At 35.6% G+C, this 19,904-nt stretch carries 21 protein-coding genes, 1 pseudogene and 1 riboswitch; of the genes and pseudogenes, 4 read left to right on the forward strand and 18 right to left on the reverse strand.

Annotated features, from left to right (window positions below):
- The first annotated feature begins 341 nt into the window (after nt 1-341).
- A complete protein-coding gene (locus tag OSJ91_RS15165) occupies nt 342-758 on the forward strand; it encodes a DUF2690 domain-containing protein (protein ID WP_214749922.1) in 417 nt (138 codons plus the stop codon).
- Between the two features lie 149 nt (nt 759-907).
- On the opposite strand, the gene OSJ91_RS15170 is transcribed toward OSJ91_RS15165, so the two are convergent.
- Nucleotides 908-1,039 (reverse strand): hypothetical protein, encoded by a 132-nt coding sequence (locus OSJ91_RS15170; RefSeq protein WP_485889967.1) that lies wholly within the window; start codon nt 1,037-1,039, stop codon nt 908-910.
- A 276-nt stretch (nt 1,040-1,315) separates the two neighbouring features.
- Nucleotides 1,316-1,494: riboswitch (Lysine riboswitch) on the forward strand.
- Between the two features lie 135 nt (nt 1,495-1,629).
- Here OSJ91_RS15170 and dapA point away from each other — a divergent pair.
- The gene (gene dapA / locus OSJ91_RS15175) at nt 1,630-2,526 is read left to right on the forward strand and encodes a 4-hydroxy-tetrahydrodipicolinate synthase (protein ID WP_485889968.1); all 897 of its coding nucleotides are present in this window, start codon (nt 1,630-1,632) and stop codon (nt 2,524-2,526) included.
- A 405-nt stretch (nt 2,527-2,931) separates the two neighbouring features.
- Here dapA and OSJ91_RS15180 read toward each other — a convergent pair whose 3' ends face one another.
- The gene (locus OSJ91_RS15180; RefSeq protein WP_350298989.1) at nt 2,932-3,402 is read right to left on the reverse strand and encodes an Lrp/AsnC family transcriptional regulator; all 471 of its coding nucleotides are present in this window, start codon (nt 3,400-3,402) and stop codon (nt 2,932-2,934) included.
- A gap of 253 nt (nt 3,403-3,655) precedes the next feature.
- On the opposite strand from OSJ91_RS15180, the gene OSJ91_RS15185 reads away from it, so the two are divergent.
- Entirely contained in the window at nt 3,656-4,570 is a 915-nt protein-coding gene (locus OSJ91_RS15185; protein ID WP_485889969.1) for a DMT family transporter, read from the forward strand.
- A gap of 136 nt (nt 4,571-4,706) precedes the next feature.
- On the opposite strand, the pseudogene OSJ91_RS15190 reads toward OSJ91_RS15185, so the two are convergent.
- The 8 genes and pseudogenes from OSJ91_RS15190 to OSJ91_RS15225 form a co-directional block, all read right to left on the reverse strand.
- A pseudogene (locus OSJ91_RS15190) lies at nt 4,707-4,988 on the reverse strand (DNA alkylation repair protein); the annotation flags it as partial.
- A 497-nt stretch (nt 4,989-5,485) separates the two neighbouring features.
- A complete protein-coding gene (locus OSJ91_RS15195; RefSeq protein ID WP_485889970.1) occupies nt 5,486-6,046 on the reverse strand; it encodes an HPP family protein in 561 nt (186 codons plus the stop codon).
- Between the two features lie 191 nt (nt 6,047-6,237).
- Nucleotides 6,238-6,774, reverse strand: a complete 537-nt coding sequence (locus OSJ91_RS15200) for a GNAT family N-acetyltransferase (RefSeq protein WP_350298992.1) — start codon at nt 6,772-6,774, stop codon at nt 6,238-6,240.
- Between the two features lie 193 nt (nt 6,775-6,967).
- Nucleotides 6,968-7,954: an NAD(P)-dependent alcohol dehydrogenase gene (locus OSJ91_RS15205; protein WP_485889971.1), complete on the reverse strand. Its 987-nt coding sequence runs from the start codon at nt 7,952-7,954 to the stop codon at nt 6,968-6,970.
- Between the two features lie 115 nt (nt 7,955-8,069).
- Entirely contained in the window at nt 8,070-9,248 is a 1,179-nt protein-coding gene (sat, locus tag OSJ91_RS15210; protein WP_485889972.1) for a sulfate adenylyltransferase, read from the reverse strand.
- A 68-nt stretch (nt 9,249-9,316) separates the two neighbouring features.
- Nucleotides 9,317-9,913, reverse strand: coding sequence for an adenylyl-sulfate kinase (gene cysC / locus OSJ91_RS15215; protein WP_485889973.1), 597 nt, complete (start codon nt 9,911-9,913; stop codon nt 9,317-9,319).
- Between the two features lie 12 nt (nt 9,914-9,925).
- The gene (locus OSJ91_RS15220; RefSeq protein WP_350298995.1) at nt 9,926-10,798 is read right to left on the reverse strand and encodes a sulfite exporter TauE/SafE family protein; all 873 of its coding nucleotides are present in this window, start codon (nt 10,796-10,798) and stop codon (nt 9,926-9,928) included.
- Nucleotides 10,799-11,125: 327 nt separating this feature from the next.
- Nucleotides 11,126-11,845: a glycosyltransferase family 2 protein gene (locus tag OSJ91_RS15225; protein ID WP_485889974.1), complete on the reverse strand. Its 720-nt coding sequence runs from the start codon at nt 11,843-11,845 to the stop codon at nt 11,126-11,128.
- A gap of 657 nt (nt 11,846-12,502) precedes the next feature.
- Between OSJ91_RS15225 and OSJ91_RS15230 the strand changes: the two genes are divergently transcribed.
- A complete protein-coding gene (locus OSJ91_RS15230; RefSeq protein WP_485891907.1) occupies nt 12,503-12,733 on the forward strand; it encodes a glycosyltransferase in 231 nt (76 codons plus the stop codon).
- Between the two features lie 1,071 nt (nt 12,734-13,804).
- Here the strand turns inward: OSJ91_RS15230 and OSJ91_RS15235 are convergent.
- From OSJ91_RS15235 to wecB, 8 genes are all read right to left on the reverse strand, one after another.
- Nucleotides 13,805-14,302, reverse strand: a complete 498-nt coding sequence (locus OSJ91_RS15235; protein WP_485889975.1) for a hypothetical protein — start codon at nt 14,300-14,302, stop codon at nt 13,805-13,807.
- Nucleotides 14,268-14,567 carry a hypothetical protein gene (locus tag OSJ91_RS15240; protein ID WP_485889976.1) on the reverse strand — a complete coding sequence of 100 codons (300 nt, stop codon included), beginning with the start codon at nt 14,565-14,567 and terminating at the stop codon, nt 14,268-14,270. The genes OSJ91_RS15235 and OSJ91_RS15240 overlap by 35 nt, the downstream gene beginning before the upstream one ends.
- Nucleotides 14,568-14,861: 294 nt before the next feature.
- Entirely contained in the window at nt 14,862-14,954 is a 93-nt protein-coding gene (locus OSJ91_RS15245) for a hypothetical protein (RefSeq protein ID WP_485891908.1), read from the reverse strand.
- A gap of 165 nt (nt 14,955-15,119) precedes the next feature.
- On the reverse strand, nt 15,120-15,377 hold the full coding sequence (locus OSJ91_RS15250; RefSeq protein WP_485889977.1) for a hypothetical protein: 258 nt from the start codon (nt 15,375-15,377) through the stop codon (nt 15,120-15,122).
- A gap of 569 nt (nt 15,378-15,946) precedes the next feature.
- Nucleotides 15,947-16,846, reverse strand: a complete 900-nt coding sequence (locus tag OSJ91_RS15255) for an NAD-dependent epimerase/dehydratase family protein (RefSeq protein ID WP_485889978.1) — start codon at nt 16,844-16,846, stop codon at nt 15,947-15,949.
- A complete protein-coding gene (locus OSJ91_RS15260) occupies nt 16,846-17,670 on the reverse strand; it encodes a dTDP-4-dehydrorhamnose reductase family protein (protein WP_350299002.1) in 825 nt (274 codons plus the stop codon). Before OSJ91_RS15260 ends, OSJ91_RS15255 begins: the two co-directional genes overlap by 1 nt.
- On the reverse strand, nt 17,671-18,657 hold the full coding sequence (locus tag OSJ91_RS15265) for a polysaccharide biosynthesis protein (protein WP_350299003.1): 987 nt from the start codon (nt 18,655-18,657) through the stop codon (nt 17,671-17,673).
- Nucleotides 18,650-19,741: a non-hydrolyzing UDP-N-acetylglucosamine 2-epimerase gene (gene wecB, locus OSJ91_RS15270; RefSeq protein WP_413018175.1), complete on the reverse strand. Its 1,092-nt coding sequence runs from the start codon at nt 19,739-19,741 to the stop codon at nt 18,650-18,652. Before wecB ends, OSJ91_RS15265 begins: the two co-directional genes overlap by 8 nt.
- Between the last annotated feature and the right edge of the window lie 163 nt (nt 19,742-19,904).

The raw sequence follows: 19,904 nt of genomic DNA on the forward strand, positions 1-19,904 counted from the left end.
AGTAACTTTACATTATTAATAAAATATAAGACCAATGTAATTTATATATTAATAAATCAAAAAAAAACTATGGCCAGTATTCGTTCCATTCACTTTTGTCTCGTTTTTGGTATTGATTTTCCTTTTCTTAATGGGAATGGGGTACTATCCCTTAACTCCGTAGATACCCGTAAAATGGTAATATTTATACAGATGGTAAATGATTCCATAGTACATAGAAATACCAATTTTCATATGGTAAAGTCTAGAAGAAGGAAAGGAGAGAGGTTATTATAAAAAAATTATTAAATATTGTGATGGTAATGACTCTTGTCTTTGGAGTGTTTTTTGCGATTGCACCGATGAATAAAGCATTTGCCTTGTCCTACGATAATACAAACCCTTATTCTACAGGTTGTGCTTCTAAAAGCCCAATCACCTATGAAACAGAATATATCTATAAAAACGGTGTGAAAATTGGATATGTGCAGCTAAAAGGAAGTGCGTATTGTCATACGGCGTGGGGTTACTTAAAGTTTTATTCATCTGCTCCTTACGATTATTATGCAAATGTTTGGGTTGACAGTTTTAATGGCACGACTAAGAGAGCATTTACAAGTTGTGCTAGTTCCGGTGGAAACGGATGGATAATGAAAGGGCAGACATCATGTTATACTGCACAATTATGGAATTTAGATCCGTATAATGCTTTGGCCAAAGCAGGTATTTATTCTTCAAGCGGGGCTCTCATTATTTCTGCGAACACCGGTCGTTATTAATGAGATACTAATGAAAACTTCCTGTTAACGACAGTAGAATTGCATTTTTGCCATCTTTCCCATTTTGCCTACTATGCACAATCCATTTCGCAGTTCAATGCGTGATCAATTTTCTTTGTTAACACCCCCACGAATCTTAATGGCTTTTTTCATTTCATCTCATGGATTTGGAACGAGATACGTATGCTGTTTATATGTATCTCGTTCCAATCCTGAATCAATGGTATCCTACAGACAATTGAAGCGATCGTTTTCTTGCTTCCTACGTCACGGATTTTCATATCTTGCTGTCCTCCCCCACCTTGATACCTTCTATAAGATATATCTATTGTCAAAACTGACTATAAAAGGTTGAAATCTTTCATACAGTTTGTTTTATAAATCTATAAATGTTGAGATTACATAATACTAAAAAAGATGAATCCAGCCCTATACCGTATCCATTTCCATTGATAATCCATGTATTCTAAAAATTATTTCTAAATTGGCCTTGCAATAGAAAGGATTCCTTGTTATATTACAGTCAATTAAATATTTTCTTACTTCATACTTTTTGAAGTGAGGATAGAGGAGCAAAGACCATTAGTACACATTTTGAGGAGAATGAGATCCTATGACTATTGTGGAAAGGGGAATTTGCCGAAGCGGAAAGAATCTCATGTTCTTGAAGCTGGTTCTGCTATTGAATAAATACAGGACTGTCATATAGGAAACTATATGGAGGGCTATCTTATGCGCGGAAACATTTTTTGGTAAATATTGTTTCTACTGCAGCAGCGAATCCTCGTTGTTGCTTTTTTGCGTTTACTCCTGAATGGCCCTAACCACCTCTGAATATTTTTTAAAAAATTATACAAAAGGGTGTGAAGTTATGAATTTTGGCCAAGTTTTAACCGCAATGGTTACCCCGTTTAATCATAATGATGAGGTTGATTTTAATGCTACGAGAACTTTAGTGAATTATTTAATTGCTAATGGTTCTGATGGATTAGTAATAGCTGGTACAACTGGAGAGTCCCCTACATTAACTCAAGAAGAGAAAGTAGAATTATTCAAATTTGTTGTTGAAGTTGTTGATGGAAGAGTTCCAGTCATAGCTGGAACCGGCTCAAATAACACGAGAGCTTCTATCAGCTTGACAAGGCAAGCAGAGGCAGCAGGAGTCGACGGAATCATGCTCGTTACCCCATACTATAACAAGCCGTCTCAAGAAGGATTATTTCAGCACTTTAGCGCTATTGCCCATTCAACATCATTACCGGTAATGCTTTATAATATTCCAGGACGAAGTGTTGTAAACATGTCAGTGGAGACGATTGTTAACCTCTCGAAAATCAACAATATCGTGGCAGTAAAAGAGGCAAGTGGTGACTTAGATGCCATGGCACAAATCATTAGCAAAACAACTAGTGATTTTACATTGTACAGCGGCGATGATGGGTTAACATTACCGGTTTTAGCCATCGGTGGAACAGGTATTATTTCGGTTTCTTCACACATAATTGGTAATGAAATGCAAGAAATGATCAATAGCTTTAAAAATGGTGATGTCCAAGGTGCTGCTTCTACGCATCGTAAACTTCTTCCAATCATGAAAGCATTATTTACTGCACCAAGCCCGGCACCAGTAAAATCAGCATTAAATATGCGGGGGTTAAATGTTGGAGGTGTCCGCTTACCGATGGTCCCTTTAAACGATGAAGAAAAAAGAGCACTGCAAATAGCTTTACAACCTAGTAATGAAGAAGCTGTTTTGTTAAATAAATAAAGATAATGATTCTTTCAGCTATACTTTAATACCGATTTTCTAATTAAAGACCATAATAAACGGGATAAAATTTTAAAAAGCAGTGCAACTCATAAAGAGTGCACTGCTTTTTAATCGATGCAAGGCTCATTGCTTAAACTAGTTGAGCAGAATGGATTTATATTTACTAATATAAATTGATAATGAATAAATAGCCTATGTTTCTCTTTAGAAAGGCTATTTTTTTCTCCAAACCCTTTTATTTCATGGCCTGATGTTGCTGTTCTTCATTTTGATCCTTGCAGCAGACTTTATGTTTCCAAATTTAAGGACTTCATTTTTTTATTCTTTCTTCTACTTCTCTCTTTCTCTTGTTCTATCAAAAACGTTCGATAATGTGTACTTTTACGAACGGGACTTTTCTTCCTATATGGGTAAAACTGTTGAATATTTAATTTCTCTGAGAGCTAGGCTAGTTTGAATTTTTGTTATACCTAGTTTATTTAACTTTCTAATAAATATTTCTAATTCCTTCCGATCTTTGTTAGCCACTTTTAGAAGATAATCATACTCACCTGTTAAACAATGACACTCTAATACTTCCGACATAGAAGCTAACGCCTTTTCCAAAACTTCCAGTTCTTCTGCTTGATGTATATTCGTACTAATAAAAATGAAACATAATAAATCAAAACCTAGCTTCTCCTGGTTTAAAATTGCTACTTGTGCATTAATAAACCCTTCATTTTCCAAACGTTTTATCCTTGAATGTATAGCTGGTGGAGATAATTTGACACGCTTTGCAAGCTCAGTATTGCTTAACTGTGCATCCTTTTGCAGTAAATCTAAAATTTGAATATCAACATTATCTAGAACCTTGCTTACGATAGATTCCACTTATAGTCACTCCTTTTACAAATGTTCCAAAAACGGTATCATCTAAAAGCCAAAACTTAATTTAATTCTGTATATCAGCAATATTTTTTAATATTATTTTAAGTTTCTTCTATTATACAAAATAACATATTAACTAACGATCTAAAATGTTAAAATTATTAGTAATTAATTATGAAAATTGAAATGTCATTGTGCACAATGGCTTCGATCTTTTTTCACTTAAACTGTGAAAGATGAAAAGGAGCAAAAAGATATGAAATATTATTATTTTTCGTTATTACTTTTAACAAGTTTATTATGGGGTGGAAACTTTGTCGTAGGTAAATCGCTTGTCGGTCATGCTTCTCCGATGACGTTGACAAGTTTAAGGTGGATCATTGCTATTAGTTGTCTTTGGCCAATTGTATGGTGGAAAGAAAAAAAGATATTTCCTCCTCGAAGTGCAATCCTTCCTTTATTTTTGATGGGAATTACAGGTGTGGTTCTATTTAACCTATTACAATTTGTAGCATTGGAGAAAACATCCGCGACTAATGTTGGATTAATATCAACATTAAACATGATTTCAATTGCTGTTTTTTCATTTTTCTTTTTAAAAGAAAGAATTAATATTCTACAAATGTTTTCTATGTTATTTTCGCTTATTGGCGTAATACTTGTACTTTCAAAAGGAAATATTGATCTTTTCCTTTCATTACGATTTAATACAGGTGATTTATATATGATGGCTGCTGTATGCGTTTGGGGAATATATTCCGTTTGTAGCAAATGGGCGATGATAACAACAACACCCATGATGTCTACATTATATTCTGGTATATTTGGACTTATAGTTCTTCTTCCGTTTAATTTTTCTGATTTTACAGTTTCTAATATAAATACTTCTTTCATACAATCTATTTTATATACAGGCGTTATCTCAACTGTAGCATGTATGGTACTTTGGAACATTGGTGTACAAAAATTAGGTACAACAACATCAGGTATTTTCTTGAATTTCAATCCTATTTTCACTGCAATTTTAGCCTTTCTATTATTAGGTGAAAAAATGACGTGGGTACAAGGAATTGGTAGTGGTATCGTGATTATAGGTTGTTATTTGTTCTCTTATTTTAAAGCGAAGGTGATTTTCAAAAAGAATTCTAGACAATCGCAGATTCAAGCATGATTTTTTTTAAAGTCTAAAAACGTAATATCCCTCGTGATTAATTTTCTATATATACAAACAAGCCTGATCCAAGGTGGATACAGGCTCATTTGTTCAAAAACTTTCCCGATAAGGAATTAATAAAAAAGTGCTAATTTTAACATCTTACATGCTTGCGTTTAAATCCAATCCTTCCTGTATCGACTTCTTTTTGAATACTTTCGTAAGCATTTAGAAAACTGCTTTTTTTCTTGTCCAATTTGACTATTCCTATTGCCTTTGCGGTCTCGACTGCCTTTTCATGGAGCGGCAAATATAAAATCCCCATTCATAGCGGATTTCGTTCGTTCTGGCGAATCGTGAATTTTATTTTTCACAAGATCAAGCATATTGAAATTTTGCTTTCTGAAAATTCATCGTCTAGTCGATTCCCTAAAAGCACCGTCTAGCTGAAGAGCTTTATTCCTCGGGGACCTACGATGCTATGTCCTATGAAGGCATTATTCGGATTATGATCGTTGGATGGATGCTGCGTATTTTTATCTGACCGATTTAGTAGACGCTGTAACTTTATCAGAGTCAGATATTGCACAAGAAGTTGCTGATAAATGGAATTATTATTTTGCACTTCCTTCTTTTTAAAATTTTCCGCTGTGAGTGATGGCGAATATTTTACAAACTGATTTGATAAGAATCTCCTTTTTCTGGATCAGACATAACATTCACCTTTTTTACTGGGATTTCATCACTGCCCATCAAGCTTTATCAAATCATTATCATATGCTATTTTTTATGTAAATGTGATGGTGAGTAAGTTTTTAATTCTATTAGTAAGGAAAAGCCGCTCCTCCCCGCTTTTTGTAGTAAATCAGTTATCAAATTAGTGAGGAGCTATAATACAGTCACAAATTAAGCGTTTGTTAATATATTAATTTTTCAAAACCAGTGCTTTGGATATTGTCTAGTTTGAAATAAGTTATTATAAATCATCGATATAAAAACTAATAATAAGGTACCTAATACAATTGAAATCAGGAATCCCCAACCAGCTTGGGAATTAATAGAAACAAGGGCACTTGCCGCTGCGGGGGGGTGAACAGTTTTGGTGAAAGTCATTATAATCAATACTATAGCCAATGTTAGACCGATAATGAGCAGGCTTTTACCAAAGATGCTCCAAATGATAAGAGCTGATGTAGTAGAGATAATATGTCCTCCAATAACATTACGTGGTTGAGACAAGAGACTTTTATGCGCACCAAAAACAATAACACAGCTCGCCCCAAGAGGAGCCAATGCCATAGGATATCCTAAATGGACAGATATGAAACTAATAATGATAATAGCAATGAGCCCACCTACAGCTGAAACAAGGGAATCCATATAATCAATTCTGTCTTTTTCCCTAGCTTCACCCTTCATTTTCTTAAAATATGCTGTTAATCCTATGTTTTTTTGATTGCTCCAACTTTTTTCAAGACTTTTTTCGAATGCCATAATTTATGTTTTCCTCGCGTTTTCAAAGTAAGTCGACAACTCGACAGGGTTTTTATATATTGTTATCTTACAGGAAAACAATGAATTTTAAAATATATATCTGAATTTTCATTTTTTGTTTTCCATAAAACAGTTAACAATTTCCCTTATGTTTGTGTGCATGGCGCGAGTGTTCCTAGTACTTTGTTAATTCATTTAGGCTTTACCGTTATTAAAGAGTATAGATTAGTATCAAACGAAACATCATTTTGGTACATGTAATCTCTCAATATCCCTTCTTTTTTGAAGCCTAAATTTGTCAGCAACTTATTGGATGCTTTATTTTCAATAAAAACAATTGCTCCAATACGCGTTAAGTCAAGCTCTTTAAAACCATAAGAAATCACCTTACGGACAGCTTCTGTTGCATAACCGTTGCCCCAATATTTTGGTAAAAGTGCATAGCTCAGTTCTGCTCTCTTATGTTCATGGAACCATTCTTGAAATCCGATCGTTCCAATAATGCCATCCTTTCCTTTCAATTCAATTCCCCATTTAATACCACGTTTTTCATCGAAATTCTTTGAAAAATTCCTAATGATTTGCTTCACCTGATCTGTATTTGTTAATGGAGGTTGCCCATAATGTCGTAATACATCTGGATTGGAAAAACATTTTAATAAATCCAATGCATCCCCTTCAGCCAATTCTCTCAAGACCAACCGTTTTGTCTCTAATATCGGAAACATTTTTCCACTCCCTTTGCTAAAACTAGATTTATATTGTTCCAGAGGCACACCTCGATAATACCGTACGTACTACCGTGACATATATCAGATTTCCTTTTTTCAAAAAAAGGTCAACCAGTATACACCGGCTAACCTTATAATTAACGCATCCCCTAGCTTTATAAAAGCTTGATTACTTACCCTATTTCATTTATTAGGATTTTCCGTTATGTACCATAGTTATGACGACATTTCCCTTCTTGTGTCCTTTCTCTACATATTTATGGGCTTGAACTATTTCTTCAAACGCAAAATATCTGTCAATGACCACTTCTAACTTCCCCGCTTCAACAAGTTTTTTGAGGAAGTTTAGAGCTTCGGGAGTTTCAGGGGAATTTTGACTCAATATCAGTTTCTTGCCGGTTGTCAATTTAGTCCATAGCATTCGAAAACCGGGTAACGGCTTGGCGACATTTAGATAAGTTCCGTCCTTCTTCAGCGATTTCATACAAGCTGAAAACGGACTCTTGTTTACCGCTTCAAAAATAACATCGTAGGTCTCACCATTTTTGGAAAAATCTTCTGAAGTGTAATCGATAACCTGATCGGCTCCAAGAGATTTTACCAATTCTATATTCTTTTTACTGCAAACCCCTGTAACTTTTGCTCCGAAATACTTTGCTATTTGCACTGCATAACTTCCTACACTTCCTGAAGCACCATAGACAAGAACCTTTTGCCCCCTCTGAATGTCAGCTTTTCTAAGATAAAACAATGCTGTACGTGCCCCAATTGGAATGGCTGCGGCTTCCTCATAGGATAAATTATTGGGTTTAATGGAAACTGGCCCGTCTTCAGGCAGACACTTATACTCGGCATAAGCACCATAACCCACTTGGGAAGCTGCAAAAACCTGGTCACCTGCTTTAAACAGCTTAACACCTTTACCTACTGACTCAACTTCCCCGGATAACTCCAAGCCCAATATGGATTTCTTGGGACGTCTTAAACCCATTATTATCCGGGCAGGAAGCCAAACAGAGAGTGGAACTGTAAAGCTCCGTGACCGAATATCCCCCATTGTTACCGTTGTCGCTTTTACTTTTACCAGTATTTCATTTTCCTTAGGAGAAGGTTTTTCTACCTCTTTCAGTTGAAGAACGTCGGGGGAACCGTACTTGGTGTAAACGATCGCTTTCATTAATCCTCCTCCAATTCGTTATCTTCACTTAATATCTACGAATCTACAAAAACTGTACTCGGACTATACTGCTCCGCCAGTTTAAAATACTAAATCTAAACGCGTTTACAATAGCTTACTCACCTTCATTTATTTTCATGCCTCTAATAAGAACTTCGGCCACTTCAGGACGTGTAAACTCAAGTGGCGGGACAAGGCCGTTCCGGAGCATTTCCCTGACTTTTGTCCCGCTTAATATAAACCTATCTTCATCTTTATGGGGACATGTTTTCAAGGAAGCCATATTCAAACATTTTTTACAGTAAAAGCTATGTTCAAAGAATAGAGGTTTTATGCCAATTTTCAGCGGATCAAACTGGCTAAAGATTTCTTGGGCATCATATGTGCCATAATAATTGCCTACACCCGCATGATCTCGGCCGACAATAAAATGCGTGCACCCATAATTCTTTCTGACAATTGCATGAAATACTGCTTCCCTGGGCCCAGCATAGCGCATTGCTGCTGGGTATATGGCAAGTAAAACCCTATCCATTGGATAGTAGCCTTTTAGTAATGCTTGATAGCTTTCCATCCGAACATCAGCAGGTATATCATCTTTTTTCGTTTCACCGACAAGAGGATGCAATAATAGTCCATCAACGGTTTCCAATGCAGTTTTTTGCAAGTATTCATGTGCACGGTGTACTGGGTTCCTCGTTTGAAAACCGACAACAGTATTCCAACCTAAATCCGTGAACATCTTTCTCGTTTCGGAAGGGCTCATATGAAATTCCCCGAATGGCTCATGCGATGATCCATTTATTAAATAAATTGGTCCGGCAACATAGATATCCCCTTGTCCAAACAGCTTTTTAACCCCAGGGTGATTGGGATCGTCTGTTTTATATACGAGTTTTGCTTCCTCCAGTTTATCGTATGCAAACGTTTCTTCCACCTGTATGATACCAGCAAGTTCCCCGTCATCACTGTATAAAGCGACCTCATCGCCAATGCTCAGCCGACTTGCCTCTTCCTTCGTGACAGGAAGAGTGATCGGTATTGTCCATGGCAAGCCATTTGCCAGATGCATATCTTTAATGACACTTCGGTAATCCTCTTTTCCCATGAATCCTACAAGCGGGCTGAACGCTCCGTTTGAAATCATTTCCAGATCGGAAATATTCCATTTCGAGATGGTCAGGGACGATAAGGATTTACACTTTTCCAAGTATTCCACACGGTCTTTTCCTGATAATTCACGTTGAATCAGTTTCCCGCCATGTGGATCGATACTGGTTCTTTGAACCTTCATTTATAACCCCTCAATCATTTGATTTGGTTTGTTTCATATTCTCTTTTTCAAATTCGGCCATGTCGATGTTAAAGACCATTATCCTTTAAATAGTTCATGACCTGCTGCACACATTCTTCAATGGTGTATTGACTGGTTTCAATTAGTATCTCCGGATTTTCCGGTTCTTCATATGGAGCCGAAACGCCTGTGAAGGAGGTGATTTCCCCACTTCTAGCTTTCTTGTACAATCCTTTGGGGTCCCGTTTTTCGCAGGCTTCGATGGGACACTTTACATAAATCTCAATAAACTCATCCTGTTGTACTTTTTTTCTTACATCCTCCCTGTCACTTGCATAAGGCGAAATGAAAGTGGCCAACACTACTATTCCGCTATCCACAAATAGTTTGGTGACCTCTCCGATTCGCCTTATATTCTCTTTACGGTCACCAGAGCTGAAACCAAGGTCTTCATTTAATCCATTCCGTAGATTGTCTCCATCTAAAATATATGTCGATATTCCCATCGCATGCAGTCTTGCCTCGACCATGTTGGCGATGGTGGACTTACCTGACCCTGATAAACCAGTAAACCAAAGAATATAGCTTTTATGTCCGTGCTGAGCTTGCCTTAGCTCTTTCGTAATGGAAAAAGGATGTTGATGGATATTCTCTTGTCTACTCACGCTATCTCCCCTTTAATCTTTATGGAACCCCTTTTTGTTGTTCCGGATGACAAATACCAAAGAACCTGCCCACCCGATCAATATCAGCATATATATGACGGTGACCCAATGATCCTGAAGAGACCATGTGGCAAGCAGCGTTCGAGCATTCGTCAAAATGATAAAACCCCCGACAAGGACTCCCAATAAATAAGATGGCAATTTCGTAACGATCCATGCAGCAATCGGGGCAGCAATAATTCCTCCTACCATCAGGGAGGTTACCCAAAACCAGTTCACTTCCTGCCAACCTAATGCAATGAGAAACCCTAGGGTTGCGGAAACAGCAATTGCAAACTCACTAGTGTCAACTGTACCAACCACTTTTCTGGCAGGAACACCTTCTTGGGATAATAGGACTGGAGTTGTGATAGGACCCCAACCGCCCCCACCCGTTGCATCTGCGAAACCCGCTATCAATCCCAAGGTGATCGATTTTTTTCTTGTAAGATTAATTGATTTCTTTTCACTTTTTGTCGTAGACGTTCTTAAAAAGCGGAAAAGTACATACACACCAAGAATCAGCAGAAATATCGAAATGTATGGCTTTATCAGATCACCAGGTAAGTTACTTAAAAAGCACGCTCCTGCAAATGCCCCAATAGATCCAGGTATGATTAATTTGAAAAGAGCCTGGCGGTCGACATTCCCGAACTTCATATGTGAAATGCCTGATGCGGCCGTTGTCACGACTTCTGATAGATGAACGGATGCAGAGGCCACTGCCGGTGCGATTCCGAATGTCAGCAACATCGATGTGGATGTAACCCCATATGCCATGCCTAATGAACCATCGATCAGCTGAGCCAGAAATCCGATAAACGCAAATATAATGAGTTTTCTCATTTTCTCCTCCTACAAAGCATTCCTTTTTTTATAACGTACCTGTTGTCCCGCGTTATCAACCAATGCACTGACGCTCGTCCACTGTCGATTAACGCAATGAAGCCCTTCCTGACAAAAGCTTTAATTGGTGACAGTCCCTTTTTATTAAGAAAAAAAAATGATTTCTATAAGATATGCAAAGAGCTTTATGTATGTTATAGACTCATATATGAAATTGGAAATTTCATTTGGCCACCCTCGTGGTCCCGTGATGAAAGTCAGGCCCTTCCAACACTAAAGGAGGTCCCTGTTTTGAAAAAACAGGGACCTCCTTTACATCATGCTCACCTATTGTTGTTTCCTAAGTTCATTTACCAATAATTGTTTCATTTTGGCATGATGTCGATTAATCACCAGCCTATTTTCCATTTTAATGAGGCCTTCATGCTTTTTAGAGCCCATTTCTGTATGAATCCTATATAGTAATAGCGGTTGAGGCACAAAGTGAAATTTGAAATTTTGCAAGATCCGCAACCATAAATCATAATCATGTGTGTATAGAAGTGACTCATCAAATATTCCGATGAGCTCAAATACCTTCCTGTGAATCATGACCGAGCAGCCATTAATAATATTTCCTCTGATCATTGCTTTAATAAGTTCAAGCTGATTAGGTGGGTATATCCCTATAATCGGAGTAATGATTTCGCCATTATCATCAATGCAGTAATAACTGGTATAACTGAATCGTGCATCTTCCCTTACCATTGCTTCCAACTGGATCTCTGTCTTCTCAGGGTAAAAGATGTCATCTGAACTAAGCCAGCATACATAATCACCTGTTGCATTTTTGATGCCGGTATTCAATGCACTGGCAGTTCCCCCATTTTCCTTTTTGATATATATTATTTTATCCAGAAACGGATCGATTTTTTCTGAATATAATGTAGAACCATCATTGACTACGATAATCTCAATATTCTTGTAGGTTTGGTTGAACAAGCTCTCCAAAGCTTTATCGATATATGGACAATTATAGAATGGAACAACAATCGATACTTTAGACATTTATCACCCTCCTCACAGAAGTGAATACCTCAATTTGCAAAGTAGAAATTCATTCGTCTGGAATTAAAGTACGGAAAAAATATGGCTATCAAACCCTGTTTGAAATTATTAGAATTTACTCAGAGACAGTCAGCCATAATTATATTTTTTCATTTTTAATATATGTGACTTGTTTATAGAAGTTTATTCAAAATACTTCTATAAGCACTTTTTTTGAATATTTTCTTCTGTAGTATCCAATCGATTTGAGGGAAATGATCTTATAACAACAAATGTAAACCCACTTACTTGTTTCGACAAATAAAATAAGTATAAACTCTCCTTTAATTGAAAACTAATGAGGTTAAAACTTAAAATATGTAAAAATCATTATCCATATTCTACTCACTAATACAATAAGTAACCTGTTGTTTTATATGTAATAGGTTGAAGAATATTTGTATTCTTAATAAAAATTTATTTTATCTCTAAGGAGGGAATATGAACAAACTATTTTTTTATTCCGAGCGGTGGCGTGGAGACCTTAAATCGACATAGAATCGTTGCCCTTAAATAGGGTACAATCTTATTAATGGATATAATGCAAATATAAAGTTATATATGTTTGAGGACAATACGCTATCCAATCCTATTGAAAGACAATGATTTCAACAGTTAATAGTTCACTTAAATCTAGAAAAAAGCTTGACCATCTTTTCAAATATCCCTAATGATAAAATGGCAGAATACTATTCAGTTATTGGGGATTCTGGTGGCTTCCTATGTTCAACGTCAAAGGTGGAGGGATTTGGTTATGCAATAGTAAAAGCAATTAGTTGCCGTTATCCTGTACTTACTAAAGATTTTGATGGTGTGAAAAATTCATTCATCCATTATCAAAACTGGTAAGTTTTACCGAATTGGAAATACTATTGAAGCTTTAAAGGAAGCTACAGAGTTAATGGAGAATGATCAATAGAGAGAAAATATACGTTCAACCGCACATGACCAATAAAACTCCAATTTAGTCTTTAACAATATAGTCAGCAGTTTATCAATAGTGTTAGAGCGTAAAATTAAACCGGAACAATAATCATCATTGTTCCTGCTTAAAAACTATAGATTTATCATAAATTTAGAGTAAGAAGCAAAAGTATGAAGTTGAGGGATTTTTACTAATTCATCGATTTGTAATTTTACTTTCTCCATACCTACAGCAAATCCATCTAAAAGATTTGTTAATTTTTATCCATTCCAAAGCCTTGATGCTAATGATTCAAACATAAAACAAAAAGCATCCTTAACGACTTTGTATTCAAGTGGTTAAAAATTCAAAAAATTCCGATAGATTTCATATTAAACCACGATATACCTAAAAAGTGGAGTGAAAATATTCTCATCTGCATTTCAGGGTATTTTATGAACATCCGCACAAAATTCCGTAAGGCATCTTTAGGATTTAATTGAGAAATCTGGTGTTCTTGATGATATGATATAAGACCTGTATGGTTAAGAAAACTGTATCCTTTTTTATATAATCGATAACCCATTTCATGATCATCCCAACCGTATCCGGGATACTCTTCAAAGAGCACTACCTCAATAATTGCTTTTGATTTAACAGAGACGTTGTTAGTACAGAATAGTATCCATGGAAAGTAAAACCATTCAAGTTCATTACCATAGTGGCGAAAAAGTGTTTCATTATAAATTTTACATGGGGTTTCTCAAAAGATATGTTCATAAAAGTTTGGTCATAAATATCTTTTTCACTTAATAAGTTAACAGGCTTTCTTTTTTCGATATTATTTCCAATGTTTTGTTAAAAGTCTGATATTCTAATGAATGAAGCGTCATTAGAATATCTGGATATTTGTTATAAGTTGGCATTATGACACTTACTTAAACGTCAATTTTCTTTCCGCTTTTATATATGGTCCCATCTAAATCGTCATGGGCCCAGGTAAGATTTCATTATTCTCATAAGCCTTTTCTTAAAAGCGCCATATGTTCCATACCTAAATTTTCATTCCAAAGTTTAATAGACCTTATCTCTCCTGTAAAACATTCTCCTTCTTCATTTCCCCCTAGAACTCCTGATGGATATATGTTATAAAATGGGTTTTTATTTCCAAGAGCAATTAGTTTTCCATTGATATATAAGGAAGGTTTTTTATTAGAGTAAATAAGAACCAGCTCAATCCAATTTGAATTATCGTAATGTACGAGGATTACAGTATTAAGTTTATTCCTACTGTGTTCAAATACACGTATCTCATTTACGTTGATTGAAATACCGATGCCACCAGTATTTGCCTCTTTTCCGCAAGATGGAGAAACTAGATATGCAGGCGGATTAACCTGTTTGTGTTTCCTAGGTAGTACTATACATTCATAGGTAAAATTGTCTGCAGTATTAAACAAGTCTTGTATCCCAATAAACTCATTTCCAGTTAAAGTAAATGGCATATAAAGCATGACTTTCATTACCTTTGGTGGAAATCAGTTCACTAATTTTCCCCCTATATTTTTCTCTAATACTGTAAAATTCAGTCATTTGATCATGATTATTTAGGATAGATCCCATTAATTGATGGACTCTGTGGTTGGTCAATATTATATGAAAATAATGAATAGGAATAGGAAAATGAAGTGATACCCTTAGCCAATATTCATAATCTTGTGCGTATTTTAATTGTTCATTAAAGTAACCTATTGTTTCGATTACTTTTCTTGATATCATAATCGTACATCCATTAATCGGACAAAATTCATATAATGCTTGGAGAATCTCTAATTATTTTTGAAAATTCATACTACATTATAACTGGTGATTTGATTATTTTCGTTTATTATATTAAAATTTGTAAAGCTTAAAAACGAGTTGACGTTGATCATCTGAGCTAAGCCAAACCAAGTTCTCCCTTTGCCTTTTTGATGCCTTGGTTTAATGCGACAGCCACTCCTTTATTTGTTTGCTCTATAGGTAATCTTTGAAAGATACGGGGAAATTAAATCCTGATACTTATTTGATCCGTCATTTACAACTTAGTTCAACATGTGGATATGTTTGCCTTAATACGGCTTCAATTGCCTGTGCAATATACTGGCAGTTGTAAAAAGGTGTCACTACGCTTACCGAAGGAGGATGATTAGACAAAATGATTCACTACTTATATTAATAACAGTGTTATCTTTAAAACCCTTATATCAACAAATAAAATGAATTCGAAGATAACCTTTTTTTATATCTCTGGTTTTTACCAATCATTATTTTCCTCATAACCAAGTTCAATTAGGATATCTCCAGTTGTTTCTTTAAACTTACGTTTGTTTGTTTCTGTGAACTCTTTCCTCCAACCTCCAATTCTTCCTTGGCGAAACGCCCATGAATTCCCAGGGTCGATATTATTTTTAGCTCAAACTTATTAATTTCTAATTCTTTTAAATCCTCCCATAAATAATCAATGATACTGAGAATGACTTTGTCTTTTGATCTATCATTAGTTAAGTCATCATAGCGTATATTGCAAACGTTTGGATCATTAGCCATTCGTATATCATACGAAACTCCTCATAGATACCCGGATAACGTTTATCTACTCCCCATTTATTATTATTTTCTTCACTTATCAAATCTATTCCTAGAATCACTGCATTCAATTGTTCTTCAAAGTTTAATAATCTTTTTTGAAATACTGGTTAAAATGTATTATTATGGAATTTTTCATTAATAAAAATACCAGAGAAAAAGCTACATCACGTAATTCGCGATATATAAATACTTGTTTGATGGATCGTAATTGTAGTTCTTTAGAAAACGAATAATCATAGGGTATATGACTGTACACCATCTCTCCATGTTCAAGTTTTAAAACTTCGTTAACGTTTTCTCCCCAAAAGGAACGTCCTTGATAAACTTTCAAAATTCCATTTAAAATCTTTATTTTAGGTTCGTACTACTTTTGGGAACAGAGTTGATAAATATCTTAGGGAAAAGTGATTTTTTTTGAATCAACTTCCCCACCTATTTTTCTGTCTTATAAAAATTATCTTTTCAGATTAGAATTTTAATATTATTTGGGCAATAATTAAAGCCCTTAAATTTGCTAATATTTTTGTTTATTTATTCTTACGATAGAAATTGAGAATATCTAATATAGACACATCAAAAGGAATAATGGACTGCCATCCTAATTTCTTTATTTTTGATAAATTAATTTCAGTATGTTCATCCGTTGCTGTAATTTTTGTGTTTATTTCTACTTTAAATTCTATATTTGCAATAGAATTAAATTGATTTATTATATCTCCTAAAGAACGGCTATGCCCTGAAGCAATATCATAGATTTCCCCTGATTTCCCCTGGGTTAAAAGTATTTCATAAGCATTTACCGCATCTCTTACATCCACAAAATCCCGTTTTGCTTGCAGATTACTTACTTCAAGTACTTTTTCAGCTTTATTTTCTTCCATCTCGACTATCTTTTTTGCAAATATGGAACAAACACCATTTGATATTCCGGGGCCAATCAAGTTTGAGGGCTTAGCTATAACGACATTCATGTTGTAAAGTACTCCCCATGATTGTGCAATAAGTACCTGAAGCGTTTTACTTAAACTATAAGGGTGTGTTAGAGTTGAAATATTTTGAGGGTCAAATTGCAGGGCTGAACCGACTATAACCACTTTACAGGCTGAATTTTCTTGCCTTAGTGCTTCAATTAAATAAAGCGTTGACATGGAATTTGCTTCCAGAGAAGAAACAGGATCAATCCATGATTTTCCTACATGGTTTTGCCCTGCTAAATGAAGAAGATAATCGGGTTTCACTTTCTTTATTAACTTACCTACATTTTCCTTGTTTGTTAGATCACAAAGCTCTGTCTCAACTTGACCATTTCCGAAACTCTTTCTAGACACAGCAGTAACAGCAAAACCTGCGTTTACAAAGTGATTACATGCATGCTGACCAGTGAATCCGCTTGCCCCCGTAATTAATAATTTAGGCATCTGGCTCATTACTTTTCCATCCAATTTTTTAATTCTTTTAGCATATGTTCATAAGTGGGAATCAGATAATAAAAATCGTTCCTTGTATTTTTTATTGTTCTATCCAGTACGATATGTGAGTCAGGTAAAATCTCAACATCTGTTTTATTAAAGGTCCTCTTGATTAATTTCAATAGATTATATTTTGACACTTTATTTTCAGAACCTAAATGATATAAGCCTGTTACGTTATTCTCAATCAATGCTTCAATGGCTTTAGCCAACTCAAGTGTTGTCACTCCATTCCACAGCACTTTCTCATAACCAATGATTTGATCTCTTTGCTTCATAAACCATTGAAACAACCCTATGCCATCTTCTTTTAGCTCTGGACCGATAATTGAGGTGCGAATAGTTAAATGTTTATCACTAATGATTTCTCCCAGTTGTTTTGATTGAGCATAAAAAGAAGTACCGTCAGGAATATCAACCTCCGTATAATTTCCTTTCGTTCCTGAAAACACGCAATCTGTACTAATATGGATTAATTTACCATTGTTCCGTTCAGTTAATTTGACCAGTTCATGTGGCAGTAAGCTATTTACCTGGAAGGCCAGCTTTGGATTATTGCTCGCATGATCATTTAATATACCAATACAGTTAACAATTATATCCGGCTTTATAGATTCAATGATTTCCTCCAACTTTGTTGGGATAGTAATATCTAGGTAGATACTATCCTTATCTTCGGGGTCCCTTGAAGTATAGAACACTTTATACTGTGGATTTTGTTGAAAATAAGCTGTTATTACGTGTCCTGCCATCCCTTTTCCGCCAAGGATTAGTACTTTCATTTAAATGAACCTGCCTTTTTGTAATATCTCTTTGATTTCGTCTTTACTCATCAATTCTTTGCTGGAATTGTAGTTCAATAAGTTTACAGGTTTATATTTTGAATAATGTTCCTTTAATTCTTCTGATTGGCTTGTAGGGAGAATAACAAAGTACTCATCATCAAAAGTAATCGTCGTTTTACTTTCGTATTCGGAGAGGAGGAGTTCATGCAATTTTTCTCCAGGCCTAATACCTAGGATATCCACGTCCACATTTTCCACATCAGAAGAATCAATCAATACTTGAGCAAGGTCAATAATTTTACAGGATGGCATTTTCATCACGAATATTTCTCCGCCAATGCTTTCAAAGGTTGCCTTAAATACCAATTTAATAGCTTCTTCAATGGTTAGAAAGAATCTTGTCATATTTAAGTCCGTTATACCGATTTTTCCCTTTTCTTTTATTTGCTTTTTGAATACATGAATGACACTTCCATTTGTGCCCAGCACGTTTCCGCCCCTGATACAAACAAATCTTGTTTTTGTGTTTAATGTATTAGCGTGTATGATCAATCTTTCAGCCATTGCCTTTGATAGACCATAAAAATTGGATGGATTCGAAGCCTTGTCCGTAGAAATGTTTACAACCGAGTGTACATTACAGCTTATAGCTGCCTCTATTACATTCTGTGTTCCAATTACGTTCGTCTTTAAAGCTTCAATGGGTTGATCTTCACATACAGGAACATGCTTTAATGCTGCCAAGTGGAAGATATAATCAACGCCTTGGCATGCTTCCAATAAAGCTTCCTTCTCTTTTACATCCCCGATTATGAAATTCAATTTCGGGTTATTATCAAACTCTTGTTTCATGGTAAATTGATTGGACTCATTTCTTGAAAAAATCCGTATTTCACGCGGTTCAAAATCCAATAGCTGCCTTACCAATTCATATCCCCATGAGCCTGTACCGCCTGTTACCAAGATTGTTCGATTCTTAATCAATTTTATGGCCTCCCAGTATTATTTTAAGCACTTTATCTGAAACGTTTTTATGGTCGTAGCCTTCTGGAAAAGTCCAGTCTTTTTGCTGGTTAACCATAACCTTTACACAATTGACGATTTGTTTAGCATTAATTCCCGATAACATATTGCTGCCCGACTCAATTGTTTCTGGCCTTTCCGTTGTTTTTCGTATCGTAACGGTCGGTACATGGAACAAACAACATTCCTCTTGAACGGTTCCACTATCGGTCAGCACACAAAAAGCGTTTTTTTCAAGCTTTACGAAATCAAAGAAACCAAATGGCTCATGAAATTCAATTAATGGGTGCACTTCTAATTTGGGACTGAGTTCTATACGGGATTTTGTCCGGGGATGTAAACTGCATATGATTCTTTTTTGATAGGTTTCGGCAACCAAATTAATGCCGTTCATAATTTCCATCAAACGGTCTTCATAGTCAACATTTTCGGCTCGATGGGCAGTTACGAGGAAATAATCCTCCTTTTTCAAATTCATTTTGTCCAAAATTCCACTTTGCTCGATCTCATTGTTATAATGGTTCAAAACCTCGAAAATAGGGTTTCCCGATAAATATATCCTTTTGCTGGGGATACCTTCTTTCAGAAGATTCTCTTTACTTTGAGGAGTGTAAGGTAAGTTCAAGCTTGATACAGCATCAATGATCTTTCGATTTTTCTCCTCTGGCACTTCCAGGTCAAAACAACGGTTCCCTGCTTCCATATGAATGACGGGGATGCCCATCCGCTCTGCTAAGATAGAGCTGAGCCCAGAGTTCGTATCCCCCAACACTAATACTTTGTCAGGCTTTTCCTTTAATATGATAGATTCTAAATTCTTATAAATGGCTGCTAACTGTTCTCCTAGAGTTTGCTGTTGATTCAACAAGACATAATCAGGGGTTCTAACCTGTAGCTGTTGGAAGAATATTTCACTTAAGGATGTAGTGAAATTTTGTCCAGTGTGCACTAGAATATGTGAATCAGCATATTGATCCAATTTCTTTATTATTAGACTTAATCTGATGATTTCAGGTCGAGTCCCTAAGATGGTCATTACTTTCACGATTTACACTCCTTACTCTTTTCTGGTTTATGGCCTCTCCGTCTACCCTTTATTGTATGCACAGCTAATCCTATTGACATAGGCTAACCTATTAGATTTCGGTCTATTTAACACAAGTAACCGCCTTTATAGTCTGCACTTCCGACCATGGCCTAGACCCGTT

The organism is Bacillus sp. T-10(2022) (assembly GCF_056502895.1).